12 protein-coding genes are annotated in these 15,285 nt (G+C 64.6%); 5 read left to right on the top strand and 7 right to left on the bottom strand.

The window, feature by feature from the left end; all coding sequences use genetic code 11:
- Positions 1–43 precede the first annotated feature (43 nt).
- The 5 genes from serA to AC0L3C_RS32275 form a co-directional block, all read right to left on the bottom strand.
- Complete coding sequence (serA, locus tag AC0L3C_RS32295) at positions 44–1,288, bottom strand: phosphoglycerate dehydrogenase (RefSeq protein WP_473409969.1); 1,245 nt, start codon at positions 1,286–1,288, stop codon at positions 44–46.
- A 99-nt stretch (positions 1,289–1,387) separates the two neighbouring features.
- Positions 1,388–2,620 (bottom strand): rhodanese-like domain-containing protein, encoded by a 1,233-nt coding sequence (locus AC0L3C_RS32290; protein WP_473409968.1) that lies wholly within the window; start codon positions 2,618–2,620, stop codon positions 1,388–1,390.
- A 78-nt stretch (positions 2,621–2,698) separates the two neighbouring features.
- Positions 2,699–3,892: a PepSY-associated TM helix domain-containing protein gene (locus AC0L3C_RS32285; RefSeq protein ID WP_473278786.1), complete on the bottom strand. Its 1,194-nt coding sequence runs from the start codon at positions 3,890–3,892 to the stop codon at positions 2,699–2,701.
- Between the two features lie 63 nt (positions 3,893–3,955).
- A complete protein-coding gene (locus AC0L3C_RS32280) occupies positions 3,956–6,280 on the bottom strand; it encodes a TonB-dependent siderophore receptor (RefSeq protein WP_473409967.1) in 2,325 nt (774 codons plus the stop codon).
- Positions 6,281–6,486: 206 nt separating this feature from the next.
- Positions 6,487–7,371, bottom strand: a complete 885-nt coding sequence (locus tag AC0L3C_RS32275) for a dihydrodipicolinate synthase family protein (protein ID WP_473409966.1) — start codon at positions 7,369–7,371, stop codon at positions 6,487–6,489.
- 179 nt (positions 7,372–7,550) lie between these two features.
- On the opposite strand from AC0L3C_RS32275, the gene AC0L3C_RS32270 reads away from it, so the two are divergent.
- The gene (locus AC0L3C_RS32270) at positions 7,551–8,963 is read left to right on the top strand and encodes an FAD-binding oxidoreductase (RefSeq protein WP_473409965.1); all 1,413 of its coding nucleotides are present in this window, start codon (positions 7,551–7,553) and stop codon (positions 8,961–8,963) included.
- Positions 8,964–8,971: 8 nt separating this feature from the next.
- Positions 8,972–9,637 carry a GntR family transcriptional regulator gene (locus AC0L3C_RS32265; RefSeq protein WP_473409964.1) on the top strand — a complete coding sequence of 222 codons (666 nt, stop codon included), beginning with the start codon at positions 8,972–8,974 and terminating at the stop codon, positions 9,635–9,637.
- Positions 9,638–9,643: 6 nt separating this feature from the next.
- Here AC0L3C_RS32265 and AC0L3C_RS32260 read toward each other — a convergent pair whose 3' ends face one another.
- The gene (locus AC0L3C_RS32260) at positions 9,644–9,808 is read right to left on the bottom strand and encodes a hypothetical protein (protein WP_275174072.1); all 165 of its coding nucleotides are present in this window, start codon (positions 9,806–9,808) and stop codon (positions 9,644–9,646) included.
- A gap of 255 nt (positions 9,809–10,063) precedes the next feature.
- Here AC0L3C_RS32260 and AC0L3C_RS32255 point away from each other — a divergent pair, with 255 nt between their 5' ends.
- The 3 genes from AC0L3C_RS32255 (at position 10,064) to AC0L3C_RS32245 (ending at position 14,986) form a co-directional block, all read left to right on the top strand.
- Positions 10,064–12,085: a YgiQ family radical SAM protein gene (locus AC0L3C_RS32255; RefSeq protein WP_473264442.1), complete on the top strand. Its 2,022-nt coding sequence runs from the start codon at positions 10,064–10,066 to the stop codon at positions 12,083–12,085.
- Positions 12,086–12,856: 771 nt separating this feature from the next.
- Complete coding sequence (locus tag AC0L3C_RS32250) at positions 12,857–13,555, top strand: outer membrane protein (protein WP_473409963.1); 699 nt, start codon at positions 12,857–12,859, stop codon at positions 13,553–13,555.
- Between the two features lie 408 nt (positions 13,556–13,963).
- On the top strand, positions 13,964–14,986 hold the full coding sequence (locus AC0L3C_RS32245) for an LLM class flavin-dependent oxidoreductase (protein ID WP_473409962.1): 1,023 nt from the start codon (positions 13,964–13,966) through the stop codon (positions 14,984–14,986).
- 32 nt (positions 14,987–15,018) lie between these two features.
- Here AC0L3C_RS32245 and AC0L3C_RS32240 read toward each other — a convergent pair whose 3' ends face one another.
- Positions 15,019–15,177 (bottom strand): hypothetical protein, encoded by a 159-nt coding sequence (locus tag AC0L3C_RS32240; RefSeq protein ID WP_473409961.1) that lies wholly within the window; start codon positions 15,175–15,177, stop codon positions 15,019–15,021.
- Positions 15,178–15,285 lie beyond the last annotated feature (108 nt).

Genomic DNA, 15,285 nt, shown 5'->3' with positions numbered 1-15,285 from the left:
GGAGGCCGTATTCAAGGCGCCCTCCGGCCGGACGTCAATGACGCTAGTGCTCGAACACCAGCCGCGCGCCGACGGTGCCCTCGAGGCTGCGGATCTGCTGCAGCAGCGCGCCTGAATCCTGGCCGCCGAGGTCGGCATCGAGCACGACGTAACCGAGGTCACCGGAGGTCTCCAGATACTGCGCGGCGATATTGATGTCGCGCTGGAGGAAGACCTCGTTCAGCCGGCGCAACATGCCCGGCACGTTGCGATGAACGTGGCTGAAGCGCGCGCCGGAGGGACGCAGATGCAGCTGCACCTCCGGAAAATTCACGGCCCCCGTGGTCGAGCCGGTGATGAAAAAATCGACCAGCTTGCGCGCGACCTCGCCGCCGATGCGCTCCTGCGCCTCCTCGGTCGAGCCGCCGATATGCGGCGTGAGGATGACATTGCCGAGGCCCTGCACCGGGCTCTTGAAGCGGTCCGAATTCGAGGACGGCTCGACCGGAAACACGTCGATGGCCGCACCCGCGAGATGGCCATCGCGCAGAGCTCCCGCCAGCGCGTCGAGATCGACGACGGTGCCGCGGCTGTTGTTGATCAGGAGGGAGCCGGGCTTCATCGCCCGCAGCTCCTTCTCGCCGATCATCCCTGATGTCTCCGGCGTCTCGGGCACGTGCAGGCTGACGACGTCGCTCTGCGCCAGCAGCTCTTCCAGCTTCTCGACCGGCTCGGTGTTGCCGTGGCGGAGCTTGTCGGTGCGGTCGAAATAGATCACACGCATGCCGATCGCCTCCGCCAGCGTCGAGAGCTGCGAGCCGATATTGCCGTAGCCGATGATGCCGAGGGTGCGGCCGCGCACCTCGCGGCTGCCGGTCGCCGACTTGTCCCAGCCGCCCTCATGGGCCGACACCGAGCGCGGGAAGATGCGCCGCAGCAGCATCACGATCTCGCCGATCACGAGCTCGGCGACGCTGCGCGTGTTGGAGAACGGCGCGTTGAACACCGGAACGCCGCGCTTGCGCGCCGCCAGCAGATCGACCTGGTTGGTGCCGACGCTGAAGCAGCCGACGGCGAGAAGCTGGTCGGCCGCCGCCAGCACCTGATCGGTGATCTGGGTGCGCGAGCGGATGCCGAGCAACGACACGCCCTTGAGCGCCCGCCGCAAGTCCTCGCCGTCCAGCGCCTTGGTCAGGCGCTCGACATTGGTGAAACCCGCCGTTCTGAACAGGTCCACGGCGCTGTCGTTGACGCCTTCGAGCAGCAGCGCCTTCGCGTTCCGCTCAGGGCTTTGGCCTGGGGCTGGCATGGAATCTCCGTGGGTCACAGCTTCGCCGCAGCTCATAGACCGCGGGGGATGCGCAGCACAATAGGGTTCGGATACGGGGAGAAGATGGCGGGGCGGTCGTCAGATCACGTAAAACCCGTGCGTTTCGTCCAGACGCAATTGGTCGACCAGACCATATTCCCAGTCGAGATAGGCCTGCATCGCGCGCTCGTCGACGCCGGTGCCTTCATAGGGGCGGCGGTAACGGTGGGCGGGGTCGGGCCTGGGCAGGACGTGCGACGGGCCGATTTCGAGTGCGCCGTCATAGCCGCCGTCCCGCACATAGACCTCCCAACCCATCTGCGCGAGCCAGGACGCTGTCATGTCGGCGCGGACGCCCTTGTCGTCGGTCAGCACGATGCGCGCGCCGCGCACCGGTGCCGCCATGTCCGTCTCCTGCACGAGCTGGCCGCCGGGATAGTGGCGAAAGCCCGGGAGATGGCCGGCGGCATATTCCTCGGCGTCACGCACGTCGAAGCGATAGAGCGTGCGATCGGTCTGCGCGACAAGCGCAGACATCTCGCGCGCGTCGATGTGGCGCACACCGGCGCGATAGGCGACGTCGCGCGCATTAGCCGGGCCGCCGTTAAACGATCCGATCGCGCCACGCCTTTTAGCACCATGGTCGAGCGTATGCCGCGCCAGCGTCCAGCCGATGGTGCCGTTGCGCAGCGCCCGGACCTTGTTCGGCACGCCGGCATTGATCAGCGATTGGGTGCCGATAATCGAGCGGGTGCGGCCGGCGCAATTCACGATGATGGTGGTGTCGGCATCGGGTGCCGCCTGCCCTGCCCGCAGCACCAGCTCCGCGCCGGGCACGCTGACCGAGCCCGGAATGTTCATGGTGGCATATTCGTCGAAGCGGCGAACGTCGAGGATGGCGATGTTGGCCTTGTCCGCGATGAGTTTTGCCACCTCGTCGGCACTGAACGACGGCGTGTGCCGGCGCGACTCGACCAGCTCGCCAAAGGCTTTTGAGTAGGAGTTGACGTCCTCGAAGATTTGATAGCCGGCCTCGCGCCAGGCCTTCAGCCCGCCATCGAGCGCGCGGACATTGGTATAGCCGAGCGCGGCCAGCCGGTCGGCGCCGGCAGTGACGAGGCCCTCGCCGTCATCATAGAGCACGATCGCCACGTCCTTGCTCGGCAGCCGCACCTCAGCTTCGATCCCGATCCGGTCCGCGGCCATGTTGGCGGCAAACAGCGGATGTCCCGTCGCGAAACCAGCTTCGTGCCTGAGATCGAGCAGCGCGATCTCCTCGCGGAGCAGCAGTGCACGGCGGATATCGGCGGGAGTGACGGAGGTGAGCTTCATGGCGTAAACCCTGACGAGGATTGGCCATGGGCTTTTGAACGATTGCAGAAGTGTTGGCTAGCCTTTGCGACAGCCCGTTCACTCGCCGGGAACAAGCTGCCCGACCCGCGGCTGCGCCGGGCGCCGCAGCCTGCGGCGCGACAGATAGAGCAGGACGCCGGTGACCGCGAACAGCGGCATCAGCACAGCCGCGAGCATGAACGCGAGCTTGCCGGGCCAACCCAGAATCGCGCCGCGGTGGATGTCGAGCACGTTCGCGATGATCTTCTCGCCAAACGTCTTGTCGGCGTAGCGTTCCGCGGAGACCAACTGACCGGTCACGGCGTCGATGCGGAATTCGTCGCGCGCGGTATCGAGAGTGGAATTCTTACCCCACGAGCGTATCCGTATCACCGTGCCCGAGCCGGCGGGCAGCGTCAGCAACGCCTTGGAGAAGCGGCTGCCCTCCTCGCGCTGGAAGGCGGCCCACGCGCGGTCAAAGCCGATCGGCTGTGCCGCCTCGCTGGCGCCGGAGGGACGCGACGCCTTTGCAGGCATCTTCGGCTGCATCTTCGCGGCGGCGATCTGCGGGCGTGACAGCAACCAGACGACGCCATCCTTGTACCAGTCGAACGAATACCACAGCCCGGTCAGCGTCATCACCAGATAGACCGGCAGGACCCAGGTGCCGATCACCGCGTGCAGCGAGCGATGGAGGCCGCGTCCGCTGAGACCGAGCTTGGGCTTCAGCCACATCTTCACGCTGCCTGCACGCCGCGGCCAGCGCAGCACGAGGCCCGAGATGAGCATCACGATCAAGCCGACCGCGGCCACGCCCGTGATCTGACGCCCCCAGCCCTTGGCGTCGCCGGGAATCAACAGCCAGCGATGCAGCTTGCGCACGGTCGCGAAAAACTCTTCGCCGCGCGGTGCGCCCAACACGCGCGCGTCATAGGGATCGACATAGAGCGAGGACGGCCGCGCGCCTCGTTCGTCGCGGGCGAAGCGCACATGCACCGCGGCGGATGGGTCGCTCGCCAGCGTGACGGCGGAGACCCTGCCGACGTCCTGCATCGCGGTCAGGCGCGCAACCAGTTCGTCCGGCATCAGCGCCGGTGCCTGGCGCGACGCGACCTGCATGATGCCGACGTTGAGATGATCGACGATCTCGTCCTCGAAACTCATGATCGCGCCGGTCAGCGCGATCATGGCAAGCAGCAGCGCGAGCACGAGGCCGGCGATGGAGTGGACCTGAAGCAAGACCGCCTTGATCGCGCGCCAGGACTCACGCATCGGCGCAGCGCCTCCTGCTCGGCGCGATCATCGGACGGACGTTCCTGCGCGACATGCCCATCGCTAAAACTTCACCGTCGCCGACAGCGAGACCCGCCGCGCGTCGCCGATGGCGACGTTCAGATTGTTGACGGCGGAAGGATAGTAGACGGTGTCGAACAGGTTCTTGACGTTGAACTGGTATATCACCGGCGTGTTCTGGTATTTCGTCTCATAGGTCGCGAAAATATCGGCGACCACATAAGACGGCAGGAAGAAGGAGTTGATCGAATCGCCGGGACGATCACCGACATAACGCGCGCCGCCGCCGAGGCGGAGCTGACCCGGCAAGGCCGTGCCAAAGTCATAGACCAGATAGAGCGAGGCCGTGTTCAGAGCGACATTCTGCAGTTTCCTACCGAGGAGAGTGGCATCCTCGGATGCCGTCACGCGGGCGTCGGTGTAGCCATAACTGCCGATCAAGGCCCAGCTATCGGTGAGCCTGCCGGTGACGTCCAACTCGACGCCGCGCGAATGGGCACGGCCCACGGTGTGGAGCTCTACCACGCCTGCGCTGTTCGTCTTCGTCGTCTGCACGTTCTTCTTGTCGAGATCGTAGAGCGCCAGCGTTCCGGAGACACGCTTGTTCAGATCGAACTTCACGCCGGTCTCGTATGAGACGCCTTCTTCCGGTGCGACGTTGGAGCCGATCAAAACGCCGATCGGCGCAATAGTCGAATTCGGCTTCAGCGATTCGGTGTAGCTTGCATAGAGCGAGATCTGGTCGGTGAGCTTAAAAAAAGCGCCGCCGAGCGGAAGCACCTTGTCGTGGGACACATTCGTGTTGGTGACGAACGGCTTCCCGCGCCCGGCGATCTGGTCGTAGTCCATGTAGCGCACGCCGCCGACCAACGCGAACCGCTCTGTCAGATGTAGCGTATCCTGGACGAACATCGACCATTGGCCGAGCTTGTCGGTCTGCGCACTGTCTGGATTGGACACCGTCGTTCCCGGCCCGATCAGGCCGTAAACGGGATTGTAGACATTGAAGGCGGGAGTTGCCTGCCGGATCAGATTGTCCCGGTAGATGGTGCGATACTGGCCGTCGCCTCCGAACACCACATCGTTGCGCATGTTGCCGAGCCAGAAGCCCCCGGATATGTAGGACGTTCCGTAGCTGGCGTTGCTGAGCGAGCCCTGCGTGCCATCGTTGCTGCGGGTCTCGACGCCCGTCGTAAAGTTGAGCGTGGAGATGCGGAGCTGGTTGGCGCTGAAGGTCTCGGTGTTGTAGCTGTAGCCGGCGTAGAGCTTCCAGTCCTGATTGAAGCGGTGCTCGACCGACGCCTGGATCAGGTCCGACGTGCCCCATGTGTTATTGAAGGGCTCGTCGAGCCGGCGCGTCGTGGGCACCGCCAGCGGCGCCTTCGTCACCGGATTGAACGCCGTGCCGCGATCGAACGGGTAGATGAACTCGCGATGCTCGTAGTTGAGCTGCACCGTGGTGTCCTGACCGTACCAGGCCAGTGACGGCGCAACCAGCATCTCGCGATGGCGGCCGAAATTGCGCCAGTAATCCTCGCTGACGCCGTAGCCGATGAAGCGATAGGCGAGGCCCTGGTCACCAACCGGACCGGTGACGTCGAGCAAGCCGTCGGCGCCCGTCTTGGAAGCACTGAAGGCGGAGCCGAGGAGCGTGACCGAGCCATGCTGATAGAGCTCCGGGCGCTTGCTGATGGTGTTGACGATGCCGCCGGGATCCATGATGCCGTAGAGCAGCGAGGCCGGCCCCTTCAGCACCTCGACGCTTTCAACTGCGGGATTGAAGCTGCGTCCCTGCACCAGCGGCATGCCGTTGCGCATGATCGAGCCGTCGCGGTTATCGCCGAAGCCGCGGCGGATCACGGCATCCTGACTGCCGGCCAGCGTGTTGGTCTGGGTGACGCCGGAGACGTTGATGAGCGCGTCGTCGATGTTGCGCGGGAGTTGATCCTTCAACACCTGCTCGGGTACGACGTTGACGGCCTGCGAGGTGTCGAGCGGCGAGGCGCCGCTGCGCAACGTGGTTGCGCTCGGCATCGCGCGGTAGCCGAGCTTTGCGGCTTGTTGCGTTGCGGCTTCCGCGGCGGCGCGCTCCGAGAGCGTCGGCGCTGCGGGGGCCGGATTGCGATTGCGCTGGCGCGCGGCGGTTTGCGTGCGCCGTGGAGCCTGCTCCGATGCACGCGCCGCTTTCGGCCGCGGCGCCGGCGCCTCCACCGTCACCGGCGGCAGTGCGGATTGGGCCTGCGCGGTCGCCGAGCTGGAGAGACATTCGGCGAGCAGCACGGCCGCTCCGACGAGAAGACCCGCGCAGCTCTCGCCGGCAGGCGTTCGACGGCCGCTGACGCGCTGGCCGTCCAGATAGACACGCACTTTCGATTCACTTCCAAGTCAGACGCAGAAGCTGGCGCGTCTAACAGCCGCTGCGCGTGAAGAGAACGGCAAGCGGACTTGAATCGCTCTAGTGTTGAATGGTTCTAGGCTCCAATCGCGATATTTGGCAATCCTCGATTGATTGCGCAGCGGTCGCGACACGTAGCGCGCGAATGCGCGGCAACGTGTCGCGGTTTTGCGCGTTCTCACGCGATGGCGGGAGCCGTCAGCTCGTCGAGCTTCCGCTTGAGCACGGTGCCGTCGGACAACGCGCGGAGCGGCGGCCGCACGCGCAGCCAGCTCACATCGCCCCTCTGTGCAGCGAGGATGGCTTTCAGCGTCGTGAGGAAGGATGGTGATTTCACCACGATGTCCACGGCAGCCTGCATCCGTGCCTCGACATCCTTGCCGTCGATCATTGCCTTGACCAGCTCCGGCGCGATGTTGGCCATGCCGCAGATGGTGCCGGCACCCCCGGCGGCGATCGCGCGGGTGATGTCAACCTCGTTGCCGACGGTGATGGCGAGCTCGGGCGCGGCGGCACGGAATGCCTGGAACTGCTTGAAGTCGCCGCTGGAGTCTTTCAGGCCTGCAACGACCTTGCCGTAGCGCTTGCGCAAATTCGCGGCGACGCCGGTCGGGATCGCGACACCCGAGATCTGCGGGATATGATAGAGGTAGGCACGCAGGCGATCGTCGGCGACGCCGTCGAGGATCGCCGCAAAGGCATCCTCGATGCCTTCAGCGGTGACGCTGCGGTCGAAGTAAGGCGGCAGATACAGCACGTGACGGAGGCCGAGGCCGAGCACGGCGCGCGTCAATGCGATGCTGTCGCTGATCGCGGGGAAGCCGCCGCCGATTCCAATTCGGTCCGGCGCGACGCCGGCCTTGAGCACGGCCTCGATGGTCGCGACCCGTTCGGTGACATTGAAGGAGGTGCCCTCGCCGGTGGTGCCGAACAGCACGACACCGTCGACGCTCTTGCCGAAGAGTTGCTTGGCGTGGGCCGCGAGCTTTGCGGAGTCCACGCTGCCGTCCGTCGTCAGCGGCGTCGCCGACGCCACCCAGAACCCGCGAATTGCCTCCGTCATCACACCATCCGTTGCTGTGGCTTCGGACCACGCCTCTGATCTCGAAAGATCTGAGGAAGGCTTCCCGAACGCTGTTTTTGCTTTACTTTCCACCTTGTACCTTACATACAACAAAGGCGCAAATCCTTTCCCCCGTCATGGCGCGCATGACACGCAGCCAGATTCCGAGGAGGTCTCGCATGAACATGGTGACCCCCGTCGAGCGGCCCACCCAGTTGCTTGGCGCGTTGCGCGACAAGCTCGGCGCGGCTGCTGTGCTTGTCGGCACCGACGTGCCCGCGCGCAATTGCAACGACTGGAGCGCGAGCCTGCCGCAAACGCCGCTCGCGGTGATCCACCCGGTCGACGCGCAAGGCGTTGCGGATGCGATTCGGACTTGCGGGCAGGCGCATCTGCCGTTCGTGCCGCAGGGCGGATTGACCGGGCTGTGCCGCGGCGCATCGCCTGAGGCAGGCTGGGTCGCGATCTCGCTGGAGCGCATGAGCGGCATCGAGGAGATCGATCACGCCTCGATGACGATGACGGTGAAGGCAGGCACGCCGCTAGAGACGATCCAGCAGGCGGCCGACGAAGCCGGCTTCTTCTTTCCCCTCGACCTCGGCTCGCGCGGCTCCTGCGCGATCGGCGGCAATCTCTCGACCAATGCCGGCGGCAACCGCGTGATCCGCTACGGCATGACTCGCGAGTTGGTGCTCGGGCTCGAAGTCGTGCTGCCCGACGGCACCATCATCACCAGCCTCAACAAGCTGATGAAGAACAATGCCGGCTACGATCTGAAGCATCTGTTCATCGGCTCGGAAGGCACGCTCGGCATCATCACCCGCGTGGTGCTGCGGCTGTTTCCAAAACCGCGCTCGACCATGGCCGCGCTCTGCGCGCTCGAGGACTATGCCGCGGTGATCGCGCTGCTCGGCGCCGCGCGAAGCGGGCTCGGCCCGCTGCTGTCGGCGTTCGAGGTGATGTGGCCGGATTACTGGGACGTGATCACGACTCGCGCCGGCGTCAAGCCGCCGGTCGCCGCAGGCCACGGCCTCTACGTGCTGGTCGAAGCCCAAGGCACCGACGAGAGCCTCGACGCGCCGCGCTTCCAAAGCTGGCTCGAAGAGCTGATGGAGCGCGGACTGCTCGCCGACGCCGCCGTGGCGCAATCGCTGGCGCAGACGCAAAGCTTCTGGCGCGTGCGCGACATCTGCGCCGAGTTCGGCCAGGTGCTGGGGCCGCACATCTCTTACGACATCGGCCTCGCCGTGGCGCGGATGGACGAGTTCGTCACGCGCTGCAAGGCGGCGCTGGCCGACGGCATCGAGGGCTGCGAGAGCGTCTATTACGGCCATATCGGCGACGGCAATCTGCATCTCGTCTCCTGGGTGACCGGCCTTCCCGTCGAGCGGCAGCCGAAGGAAGCGATGGACGCCATCATCTACGGTCTCGTGCGCGAGATGGGCGGCAGCGTCTCCGCCGAGCACGGCATCGGCACGCTGAAGAAGAAGTGGCTCGGTCATGCCCGCAGCGAGGCCGAGATCGCACTGATGCGCACGCTGAAGGCCGCGCTCGACCCCGATCATCTGCTCAACCCCGGCAAGGTGATCTGAGGGCAACCATGCGATCGCTGAAGCTCGATGCACCGAAATCGCTGTCGCAGCGGGTGATGCAGCGGCTTCGTCAAGCCATCATCGACGGCGAGTTCGCGCTCGGCGCCGCCATTTCCGAGGAGATGGTGGCAACCTCCTTCGGCGTGAGCCGCACCCCGGTGCGTGAGGCGATGGGCCAGCTGCAGGCCCAGGGCCTCGTCGTGATCCGGCCGCAGGTCGGCAGTTTTGTCTTTACGCCAAGCGCGGAAGACATCACTTCGCTTTGCACATTCAGGATCGCGCTCGAGCCCAAGGCAGCCGAGCTCGCCTTCCACCACGATCGCACCGGTGCGATCACGACGATGAGCGAGGCGATCGCGGCGATGGAGCCGGCGATCGCAGCCAGGGACAATATCGCCTATGGCCGCGCCGATGCCGCTTTCCACGAGGCGCTGTTCAGCCATTGCGGCAACCGCTATCTCGCCGAATCCTATCAGCTCGCCTCCAGCCGCGTCGCAGCACTGCGTACCAATTTGACTTCGCCGATCGACGTGCGCACGCGCACGTCTTTCGACGAGCATCGCAAGCTGCTCGATCTGTTCGCGCGCGGCGAGTTCGCCACCTTCGCGACGCTGATGACCACGCACGTCACCAATTCGGGCGTGGTCTACGCCAAAGCGCTGCAGGTCGATTGAGCGCTGCTACCGCGCGCCTTTCGTGCCGGGCCTGTCCAGAAAATCCAGCGCGGTGTTGATCTGTTCGAGCTGGTGCTCGATCCTGTCGCGATCTTCGACCGTGGGCGCCTTTTCGAGCTGCTCAACCAGCTTCTGTTTTCGGAGCAGCAAGTTCTCTATGACTGTACTCACGGCTCCCCCATCCGCCCGAGGCGAACATCGAGGCAATATTAGACCCCGGGCGCGGGCGCACGCCAGCCGGGCCGGCGCAAACCCTGCATCAGAATGTTCGCGAGGGCAGTTGGTTCCTGCGCGTGACCCGAGAAGGTGATGGCGGCGCTCGCGAACGGTTAACGCGGTCGCACGCCCGGGCTGCCGGACACGGAACCGGACTTTCACGTGCCCGTCGGTTGTATTCGCCGTCCCGGAGTCCTATGCGTAGGCGCCATGGACATCCAGATCATCGCCGCCGAAAAACCCCTGATGGCGCAGGCGCGCCCGCGCAAGCCGGCGCCGTTCCTCCCGATGAGCCGCGCCGAGATGGACGCGCTCGGCTGGGACGCCTGCGACATCGTGCTGGTGACGGGCGATGCCTATGTCGACCACCCCAGCTTCGGCATGGCCATCATTGGCCGCCTGCTGGAGGCGCAGGGCTTTCGCGTCGGCATCATCTCGCAGCCGGACTGGCATTCGGCCGAGCCGTTCAAGGCGCTCGGCAAGCCCAAGGTGTTCTTCGGCGTCACCGGCGGCAACATGGACTCCATGGTGAACCGCTACACCGCGGACCGCCGCATACGCAGCGACGATGCCTATACCGCGGGCGGCGAAGGCGGCAAGCGGCCGGACCGCTGCACCGTCGTTTACGCGCAACGTTGCCGCGAGGCGTTCAAGGGCGTCCCGGTCGTGCTCGGCGGCATCGAGGCCTCGCTGCGCCGGATCGCGCATTACGATTACTGGTCCGACAAGGTGCGCCGCTCGGTGCTGGCCGACGCCAAGGCAGACCTCTTGCTTTACGGCAATGCCGAGCGCGCCGTCGTCGAAGTGGCCAACCGTCTTGCCGCCGGCGAGGCGCCGCGCGAGCTCGACGACATCAGGGGCGTCGCGCTGTTCCGCCGCGTGCCTGAGGACTACGTCGAACTGCACGCCGACGATCTCGATTCCGCCGACGAAGGCGCTTCGCGGACGAAAGGCTTGACCGTGATCCGGCTGCCCGCTTTGGAGCAGGTCGAGCAGGACAAGGAAGCCTATGCGCGCGCCTCACGCGTGCTGCATCGTGAGAGCAATCCCGGCAATGCGCGGCCGCTGGTGCAGCGTCACGGCGACCGCGACCTCTGGCTCAACCCGCCGCCGATCCCGCTGACCAGCGAGGAGATGGACGCGGTCTATGATCTTCCCTACGCGCGCGCGCCGCATCCGTCCTACGGCGACGCGAAGATCCCGGCGTGGGACATGATCAAATTCTCGGTGACGATCATGCGCGGCTGTTTCGGCGGCTGCACCTTCTGCTCGATCACCGAGCACGAAGGCCGCATCATCCAGAACCGCTCCGAGGGCTCGATCCTGCGCGAGATCGAAAAGATCCGCGACAAGACGCCCGGATTCACCGGCGTAATCTCGGACATCGGCGGCCCCACCGCCAACATGTACCGGATGGCCTGCAAGGACCCGAAGGTCGAGGCGGCGTGCCGGCGGCCGTCCTGCGTCTTCCCCGAGATCTGCCCGAACCTCAACACCTCGCATGACGATCTGATCCGGCTCTATCGCAAGGTGCGCGAGACCAAGGGCATCAAGAAGGTGATGGTGGCCTCCGGCGTGCGCTACGACCTCGCGGTCGAGAGCCCCGAATACATCAAGGAGCTCGTCACCCATCATGTCGGCGGCTATTTGAAGATCGCGCCCGAACATACCGAGCGCGGGCCGCTCGACAAGATGATGAAGCCCGGCATCGGCGCCTACAACCAGTTCAAGCGGATGTTCGATGCCGCGGCCGAACAGGCCGGCAAGAAATATTATCTGATCCCGTATTTCATCGCGGCGCATCCGGGCACGACCGACGAGGACATGATGAACCTCGCGCTGTGGCTGAAGAAGAACCGCTACCGCGCGGATCAGGTGCAGACCTTCCTGCCCTCGCCGATGGCGACCGCAACGGCGATGTACCACACCGGCGTCAATCCGCTGCGCGGCGTGCGGCGCGGCGGCAGCGACAAGGTCGAGGCGATCAAGGGCCTGCGACAGCGCCGCCTGCACAAGGCGTTCCTGCGCTACCACGACCCCGACAATTGGCCGGTGCTGCGTGAAGCCCTGAAAGAGATGGGCCGCGCCGATCTGATCGGCTCGCGCCCCGACCAGCTGGTCCCCGCGCACCAGCCGCCCGGCACCGGCAAGGCCGCCGGCACGCGGCGGCCGGTTCGTCCCGGCGACAAGACGCAGCGGTTCACGACCAAGAATCTGCGGGTGATGAAGTAGCGGGCGAGCCGGATCAGGTCCGGTTCATTCTCGCACCGTCGTGCCCTCAAAACAAAAACCTCGAAAACAACCCCATGCACAGTAGCCGGCATGAGCGGGATCAATGACTTAGGCGCTTTGCGAATCCTTTGAAGCCGCCGGGCGAGATAACGGAAAAGCGAAAATTAGGTTTCGACGAAATATTGACTCGTCGGGCAAAACAGGCGCAGGATGCCATTGTCGCGGCACGCGTGACAGGGCGAGCCCCAGCCGCTACTCCGTATCGATATCCTCGAGCTTCACACCGCGTCTCGCGCGCAGGCTCGAAGCAACCGTCCCCCGACTTGCAATCTATCAACACAGCAGGCAACGGTGCGCGCCTGATGCGCTGGGGAGCGTAGTCGTAAACCCGATCGCGGGGTAGGCGGTATCCGCTTTGTCCGCGAAACCGGACATGGCCAGTCCGGCTTTGTGAGTCAGCTACGGGCCGATTTTGTTGCAAAAGTCGGCCAAGATGCGACATCCCCGGTTGATGAGCTTCCAGTATGAACGGCAAAAAAAGCCCCGCATCATACCGGGATTTGGAATGCTCAAATGATCAGTGCTTCGCGATGGCGGACCCGTGGAACTTGTCGCTCAGATGCCCGGTTCCGAATCTTCACGGTTCCTCAATTAACAAATGACCAGAGCGTTCCACACCCAGATCGGACACGTGTGTCTGGCGCGCTACAGCAAATTCGGTGAGTTGGGTTAAGCGTTTGGCACACGTTGTTTAAACCTGAGAGACTCGAAATGAAAAAGTTCCTTCTCGCTACTATCGCTTTCGCCGCCCTGGCGGGTACAGCATCGGCAGCTGATATGGCCGCGCGTCCTTACACCAAAGCCCCACCGATGGCGGCCTCGCCGATTTACAACTGGACCGGCTTTTACATCGGCGGTCACGTCGGCGGCGCATTCGGCGGCAGCAACAACATTCTGGCCCCCGGCTTCACCGGCACCAGCAGCAACGATGGTGTGTTCATGGGCGGCGTGCAGGTCGGTTACGACCATCAGTTCTCGCCGAACTGGGTGCTGGGCATTGAAGCGAACTACAGCTTCCTCGACACCAATAACAATCCCTTCGTCAACCGTGGGCTCGGTTCCGTCGCCGGTCGCCTCGGCTACACCTGGGGTCCGGCGCTGCTGTACGTCAAAGGCGGTTATGCCTGGGCTGACTCCCGCCTTACGAACGGTTTCGGCGGCGGCACCTTCACCAACAACGGCGGCGGCCGCGACGGCTACACCGTGGGCGGTGGTCTCGAATACATGTTCGCCCAGAACTGGTCGGGCAAGGTCGAATATCAGTACTACGACTTCGGCACGCGCAACGCTCTCTTCACCAGCGCCGCTGGTGTTGTTACCGCCGTCGGCTTCCGCAATGACGAGCACACCATCAAGGCCGGCCTGAACTACCGGTTCAACTGGGGCGCCGCGTCGGCTTCACGTTACTGACGATTTACATAAGATACTTGGAGGGCCAGCCATACGGGCTGGCCCTTTATCATAAGCCGGAATGACTGGGCGCGCGTTGGCGGCTTGCGGTTTTGCCAAGCTCTCCAGAAACTACCTGATGTCAGCTGATGATCGGACCTCCACGCCTGTGGCGGAAGATTACCGAGCCCGAACAAGGTGTGGCCTCTGCTCAGAGGCGACCAAAATACCTTCAGTTGCTCACGACAGCAACACGGGGCAATGCGCTGAATTTCAGCTCCGGGTCAAAAAGGCGCGCTTGCAGCTTTGTCCGTTCAGGTGTGCTTCCCCCGGGGCGGCTTCACCTACGAGCACACGCCTTTGGATATTTGCCATCTTTCCTACGGCCGAGCTGTCGCAAACTCTGCCCGTCATCCTTATGTTGCCTCCATGAAAAAGATCGGATTCCTCTCCTTCGGGCACTGGACGCCCTCGCCGCAATCGCAGACCCGCTCGGCCGCGGACACGCTGCTGCAATCCATCGAGCTTGCGGTTGCGGCGGAAGAGCTCGGCACTGACGGCGCCTATTTCCGGGTGCACCATTTCGCGCGCCAGCTCGCCTCGCCCTTTCCGCTGCTCGCCGCGGTCGGCGCCAGGACCAGCAAGATCGAGATCGGCACGGCCGTGATCGACATGCGCTACGAGAATCCGCTGTACATGGCGGAGGACGCAGGCTCTGCCGATCTCATCGCCGGCGGGCGCCTCCAGCTCGGCATCAGCCGCGGCTCGCCCGAGCAGGTGATCGACGGCTGGCGTTATTTCGGCTACCAGCCGGCCGAGGGCGAGAGCGACGCCGACATGGGGCGGCGTCATGCCGAGGTCTTTCTCGACATCTTGCGCGGCGAAGGTTTTGCAAAGCCCAACCCGCAGCCGATGTTTCCAAATCCGCCGGGGCTGTTGCGGCTCGAACCGCATGCGGAAGGCCTGCGCGAACGGATCTGGTGGGGTGCCGGCTCGAATGCGACGGCGGTCTGGGCCGCCAAGCACGGCATGAATCTCCAGAGCTCGACGCTGAAGAACGACGAGACCGGCGAGGCCTTCCATGTGCAGCAAGCCGCACAGATCCGCACCTATCGCGCAGCCTGGAATGAGGCCGGCCACGCCCGCGAGCCCCGCGTCTCCGTCAGCCGCAGCATCTTCGCGCTGATCGACGATCGCGACCGCGCCTATTTCGGTGGCGAGCGCGGCAGCGAGGACCAGGTCGGCTTCATCGACCCGCGCACCCGCGCGATCTTCGGCCGCTCATATGCCGCGGAGCCGGATGTGCTGATCGAACAGCTCAAGCAGGACGAAGCGATCGCCGAGGCCGACACGTTGCTGTTGACGATCCCGAACCAGCTCGGTGTCGACTATTGCACGCACGCGATCGAGGCGATCCTCACGCACGTGGCGCCGGCGCTGGGATGGCGCTGAAGCGAACCCTCGACTTGGCGAAGCGCGCGCTCTCAAAACAAAGCGGCGCTGGCAGCCTGTCCGTAGATCATTGCGGCCACGAGAGAGAGCAGCAAACCCGCGCCGGAAAAGATCGCGAGGACTTTCAGAGTTTCGACGTCGACGTTGGTTCTCGTCGCGCGGGATATCGCCTTTGCCAGTGCAGCCATCATCGCCAGCTCCGAACAGGCCACGCGGAAGGCGCCGCCTATTCCATCTAGCGTCATTAGGGGCATTTGCGTGTGAAGCAGATTACAGGTGATCTTGCGTGCCGCACCTCA

This window comes from Bradyrhizobium sp. WSM4872 (assembly GCF_055811715.1).
This window is presented reverse-complemented; position numbering and strand designations above follow the sequence as displayed.

What these genes read in the sequence shown, in the direction of transcription:
- AC0L3C_RS32285 (WP_473278786.1), bottom strand. Translation starts at nt 3,892, where the DNA reads ATGCGTGAGTCCTGGCGCGCGATCAAGGCGGTCTTGCTTCAGGTCCAC.
- AC0L3C_RS32245 (WP_473409962.1), top strand. Translation starts at nt 13,964, where the DNA reads ATGAAAAAGATCGGATTCCTCTCCTTCGGGCACTGGACGCCCTCGCCG.
- AC0L3C_RS32290 (WP_473409968.1), bottom strand. Translation starts at nt 2,620, where the DNA reads ATGAAGCTCACCTCCGTCACTCCCGCCGATATCCGCCGTGCACTGCTG.
- AC0L3C_RS32240 (WP_473409961.1), bottom strand. Translation starts at nt 15,177, where the DNA reads ATGATGGCTGCACTGGCAAAGGCGATATCCCGCGCGACGAGAACCAAC.
- AC0L3C_RS32275 (WP_473409966.1), bottom strand. Translation starts at nt 7,371, where the DNA reads ATGACGGAGGCAATTCGCGGGTTCTGGGTGGCGTCGGCGACGCCGCTG.
- AC0L3C_RS32265 (WP_473409964.1), top strand. Translation starts at nt 8,972, where the DNA reads ATGCGATCGCTGAAGCTCGATGCACCGAAATCGCTGTCGCAGCGGGTG.
- AC0L3C_RS32270 (WP_473409965.1), top strand. Translation starts at nt 7,551, where the DNA reads ATGAACATGGTGACCCCCGTCGAGCGGCCCACCCAGTTGCTTGGCGCG.
- serA (WP_473409969.1), bottom strand. Translation starts at nt 1,288, where the DNA reads ATGCCAGCCCCAGGCCAAAGCCCTGAGCGGAACGCGAAGGCGCTGCTG.
- AC0L3C_RS32255 (WP_473264442.1), top strand. Translation starts at nt 10,064, where the DNA reads ATGGACATCCAGATCATCGCCGCCGAAAAACCCCTGATGGCGCAGGCG.
- AC0L3C_RS32250 (WP_473409963.1), top strand. Translation starts at nt 12,857, where the DNA reads ATGAAAAAGTTCCTTCTCGCTACTATCGCTTTCGCCGCCCTGGCGGGT.